Origin of the sequence: Streptomyces sp. NPDC026092 (assembly GCF_040638605.1) — a bacterium.
GTDB lineage: Bacteria > Actinomycetota > Actinomycetes > Streptomycetales > Streptomycetaceae > Streptomyces.
Map to the genome: position 1 here is coordinate 212,296 of NZ_JBEZYN010000013.1, position 4,222 is coordinate 216,517.

The following is a 4,222-nucleotide window of genomic DNA, read 5'->3' on the forward strand; positions in this document are numbered from 1 at the left end:
GGTAAAGGAAACGCTGCCTACCCTCTCGGTGAAGGAGCCCGGGATTCGATTTCCACGAGGAGATATTTCTCAATGCCCAGCAACAACCCTTCGGTATCCGTCATCGGTCTCGGTCTGATGGGTCAGGCGCTCGCCGCGACCCTTCTGCGGAACGGTCACCCGACCACCGTGTGGAACCGGTCCGCCGACAAGGCCGACGCGCTCGTCTCCGAGGGCGCGAAGCTCGCCGGTTCCGCCGCCGACGCGGTCGCCGCGAGTGAGGTCGTCATCGTGTGCGTGTCGACGTACGAGGTCACGCGCGGACTGATCGAACCGCTGGCCACGCAGCTGTCGGGCAAGACCCTCATCAACCTCACGACCGGCACGCCCGACGACGCCCGGTCGACCGCCGCCTGGGCCGCCGAGCACGGCATCGCCTACCTCGACGGCGCGATCATGGCGATCCCGCCGCTCGTCGGCACGCCGCAGGGGCAGTTCTTCTACGGAGGTAAGAAGGAGGTCTTCGACGCCAACGTGGCCCTTCTGAAGGAGCTCGGCGGCGCGTCCGTGCACGTCAGCGAGGACCCCGGGGTTGCCCTCATCTTCGACCTGGCCCTGCTCAGCGTCCTGTACGCCGCCGGCCAGGGCTGGGGGCACGCGCACGCGCTGGTCAAGACGGCGGGCATCTCCGCCCAGGAGTTCCAGCCCCACATCGACACCTGGGTGCGGTACGTGGTCTCGGCCGCCATCGCGAGCCAGGACCAGGCGCGCGTGATCGACGAGGGCGACTACGCGACCGGGATCTCCAACGTCCGCACCAACCAGCTCGCGCTCGGCCACATCCTCCAGGCGAGCAGGGAGCTCGGCGTCGACGCGTCCTGGCTGGAGCCGGTCAAGAACACCGCCGACGAGCTGGTCGCCGAGGGTTTCGGCGACGACTCTTTCGCGCGCACCTTCGAGAAGGTGAAGGCGAAGAACGAGAAGTAGCCTTCACCGGCCTTCTGGCGGAGGTCGGCCCGGGCGCGGCCCGGCCGGAGAGGAGCAGGTGGGCCGGTCCTGGGATGTCGGTGAGGCGCCGGGCCGTCTCGTACGCCAGGACGGCGCCCATGCGGTGCCCGACGGAGGCGTACGGCACGGGGGCGGAATTGAACACTCCGGCCGATGGGCGTGCTCCTGGGGGGAGGCGACCCTAGATCATATAGGCTGAAGCGCAATTTCTGACAGCTCCCGGAAGAAGGACACGATGACTCAGGTCGTGCTCACCACCAACTTCGGTGTAATCAAGCTCAAGCTCGACGCCGAGAAGGCGCCGAAGACGGTCGAGAACTTCTTGACCTATGTCAACGAGGGCCACTACGACAACACCGTCTTCCACCGCGTCATCCAGACGTTCATGGTCCAGGGCGGCGGCTTCCTGGAGGACATGACGCAGAAGCCCACCCACGCGCCGATCGAGAACGAGGCGCGCAACGGGCTGCGTAACGCCCGCTACACCGTGGCCATGGCCCGTACGTCCGACCCGCACTCGGCGTCGGCGCAGTTCTTCATCAACACGGCGAACAACGACTTCCTCGACCACACGTCGCCGTCCCCGCAGGGCTGGGGCTACGCGGTGTTCGGCAAGGTCGTCGAGGGGCTCGACGTGGTCGACAAGATCGCCGCGGTCCCCACCGGCCGCCGCAGCGGCTTCCAGGACGTCCCGGTCGAGCCCGTGGTCATCCTCAGCGCCCAGGTCGAGCAGTGACGTTCTGACGGCGCGTCCGGCGCTCGGGACCGGGCCGCGGATGCCGGCCTGGTCCCGGCGGGCCGGCGCCGCCGGCCCCTTCCCGCGAGGCCAAATGCCGCATAGTTGATCATGGTGCGGGTAATCGGGTAAATTCGCCATCGGGGTTAACGGCTTGAATACATCGACCGAAGTGGGAGTTCTTGGGATCATCCCAAGGCGTCAAGTGGCGGCTGACCTGCGGGTTGCCGGTGAATGCCTTGCGAGTGGGTCGTCCGTTGGTGTAGCTTGAAGCGAGTTGGTCGGGGGAAAATTTCCTGAAAGCGTCGTTCGGTTCAGGGGTCTCTCCCTGGCCGTCTACTCTTACCAACGACGTTACGGGGATACGTTGTGGACAGCCAGGAGCAGTTAATTGGCGTATCGGCGGACAATTCTGTCTACCGACGCCGGCGTGACGAGATCGCGGCTCTCGCGGCGAACTATGTACGCGGCGACGTCATCCCCGAAATCGAATACACCGATGCCGAGCACGCCGTCTGGCGACTCGTCGCCGAGCGACTGCAGGAACGGCATCATTCCCTTGCGGCACCTGAATTCCTCGACGCGGCCGAACAGCTCGATGTCGGCGTCGAGGGAATACCGCAACTTCAGCAAGTCGCCGACCGGCTCGACGAGCTGACCGGCTTTCGGCTGCAGCCGGCCGCGGGCGTGGTCCCCTTCCACCGCTTCTGCGGCTCCCTCGCCGACGGGTACTTCCACTCCACGCAGTACATCCGTGACGGCGCGACGCCGTTCTACTCGACAGAGCCGGACGTCCTGCACGAGGTCATCGGCCACGGCAGCGCCCTGGCAGACCGCCGATTCGCCCAGCTCTACCGCCTGGCCGGCGAGGCCGTGCGCCGCGTGGAGACCGAAACGGCGCAGCAGTTCATTTCCAAGGTCTTCTGGTTCACCATCGAGTGCGGACTCCTCGATGCCGCCGACGGGCCGCGCGCCTACGGCGCCAGCATCGTCTCGTCCTACGGCGAACTGGACCAGTTCCGTGCCGCCGAGATCCGCCCCCTCGCCATCGCCGACATGGTCCATGTCAGCTATGACATCACCCGGTATCAGGACACCCTTTACAGCGCCCGCTCCCTGACACACCTCGAGGATGTGGCCGGCGAATTCTGGGCAACCTGCGACGACGTATCCATAGAGCGGCTCCTGGCGGTCGCGAAATGACGGGCACCGCCGTGCTCGACGTCGCCGGAATAGGGTTCGGTGCCGCGAATCTCGCACTGGCCGCAGCACTGCACGAGGCAGACCGATCGGCGGGTGCGCTCTTCCTCGAAAAGCAGCCGGATTTCGGCTGGCATCGCGGCATGCTCATCGAGGGCGCCTCGATGCAGGTGTCCTTCCTCAAAGACATCGCCACGATGCGGAACCCGGTGAGCGAATTCGGTTTCCTCTCCTACTTACATGAGAAGGGCCGGCTTGTCGATTTCATCAATCACGCGGTCCTCACTCCCTCGCGCACCGAATTCCACGACTACCTCCGGTGGGCCGCCGACCGGGTGCGCCACATGGTCCAGTACGGCGTCGAGGTCACGGGCGTCCGGCCGGTGGTGGAGGACGGCACCGTCGTCGCGCTCGACGTCCTGGCCGGTGACCGGATCGCCGCACGGACCAGGAACCTCGTGGTCGCCCAGGGCCTGCGCCCGCGCCTGCCCGAGGGTGTCGAAACCGGCGAGCGGGTCTGGCACAGCTCCCAGCTGATGCACCGGCTGCCCGCGTTCGACGAACGGGCCCCCAAGCGTGTCGTGGTGGTCGGAGCGGGCCAGAGCGCCGCGGAGATCGCCGGGCACCTGATGGACCGCTACCCGACGGCCGAGGTGTGCGCCGTCTTCACGCGCTACGGCTACAGCGTCGCCGACGCCAGCCCCTTCGCCAACCGGGTCTTCGACCCCGCCGCCGTGGACGACTTCTACCAGGCCCCGCCGGACGTGAAGCAGGCGATGCTGCGGTACCACGGGGGCACCAACTACGCGGTGGTCGACGGGCACGTGCTCGACGACCTGTACCGCCGCCAGTACGAGCAGAAGGTCACGGGAGAGCCCCGACTCCGGGTCATGCACAGCTCCCGGATCGACTCCCTCGACCCGCGCGCGGACGACGTCGCGGTGCGCGTGCGGTTCCTGCCCACGGGCGAGGTCACCGACATCGAGGCCGACCTGGTCGTCCACGCCACCGGATACACCTCGCCCGACCCGTCGGAACTGCTCGGCGGCATCGCGGACAAGCTGTGCCGCGACGAGACGGGTGAACTGCGGATCGGCCGCGACTACCGGCTCCGTACCACCGCCGACGTCCGTTGCGGCATCTACGTGCAGGGCGCCACCGAGGCGACGCACGGAATCTCCTCGACCCTACTTTCGATGACCGCGGTCCGCGCGGGCGAGATCGCGGAGTCGCTGGCCGGCGACCGGCGGACGCACGAGCGGACAGCGGGGAACGGGACATGACGTGCACGAGCGTCCG

General features: G+C 67.3%; 5 protein-coding genes. 4 read left to right on the forward strand and 1 reads right to left on the reverse strand.

The window, feature by feature from the left end:
• Positions 1–72 precede the first annotated feature (72 nt).
• Positions 73–966: an NAD(P)-binding domain-containing protein gene (locus AB0F56_RS22410; RefSeq protein ID WP_362012416.1), complete on the forward strand. Its 894-nt coding sequence runs from the start codon at positions 73–75 to the stop codon at positions 964–966.
• On the opposite strand, the gene AB0F56_RS22415 is transcribed toward AB0F56_RS22410, so the two are convergent.
• Positions 872–1,132, reverse strand: a complete 261-nt coding sequence (locus tag AB0F56_RS22415) for a thioesterase domain-containing protein (RefSeq protein WP_362012418.1) — start codon at positions 1,130–1,132, stop codon at positions 872–874. The genes AB0F56_RS22410 and AB0F56_RS22415 overlap by 95 nt on opposite strands.
• Positions 1,133–1,222: 90 nt before the next feature.
• Here AB0F56_RS22415 and AB0F56_RS22420 point away from each other — a divergent pair, with 90 nt between their 5' ends.
• The 3 genes from AB0F56_RS22420 to AB0F56_RS22430 all read left to right on the forward strand — a co-directional run bounded on the left by AB0F56_RS22420 (position 1,223) and on the right by AB0F56_RS22430 (position 4,206).
• Entirely contained in the window at positions 1,223–1,723 is a 501-nt protein-coding gene (locus AB0F56_RS22420; RefSeq protein ID WP_362012421.1) for a peptidylprolyl isomerase, read from the forward strand.
• 369 nt (positions 1,724–2,092) lie between these two features.
• On the forward strand, positions 2,093–2,926 hold the full coding sequence (locus AB0F56_RS22425; RefSeq protein ID WP_362012424.1) for a phenylalanine 4-monooxygenase: 834 nt from the start codon (positions 2,093–2,095) through the stop codon (positions 2,924–2,926).
• Positions 2,923–4,206 (forward strand): SidA/IucD/PvdA family monooxygenase, encoded by a 1,284-nt coding sequence (locus tag AB0F56_RS22430; protein ID WP_362012427.1) that lies wholly within the window; start codon positions 2,923–2,925, stop codon positions 4,204–4,206. The genes AB0F56_RS22425 and AB0F56_RS22430 overlap by 4 nt, the downstream gene beginning before the upstream one ends.
• The last annotated feature ends 16 nt before the right edge of the window (positions 4,207–4,222 follow it).

What these genes read in the sequence shown, in the direction of transcription:
- AB0F56_RS22430 (WP_362012427.1), top strand. Translation starts at nt 2,923, where the DNA reads ATGACGGGCACCGCCGTGCTCGACGTCGCCGGAATAGGGTTCGGTGCC.
- AB0F56_RS22410 (WP_362012416.1), top strand. Translation starts at nt 73, where the DNA reads ATGCCCAGCAACAACCCTTCGGTATCCGTCATCGGTCTCGGTCTGATG.
- AB0F56_RS22420 (WP_362012421.1), top strand. Translation starts at nt 1,223, where the DNA reads ATGACTCAGGTCGTGCTCACCACCAACTTCGGTGTAATCAAGCTCAAG.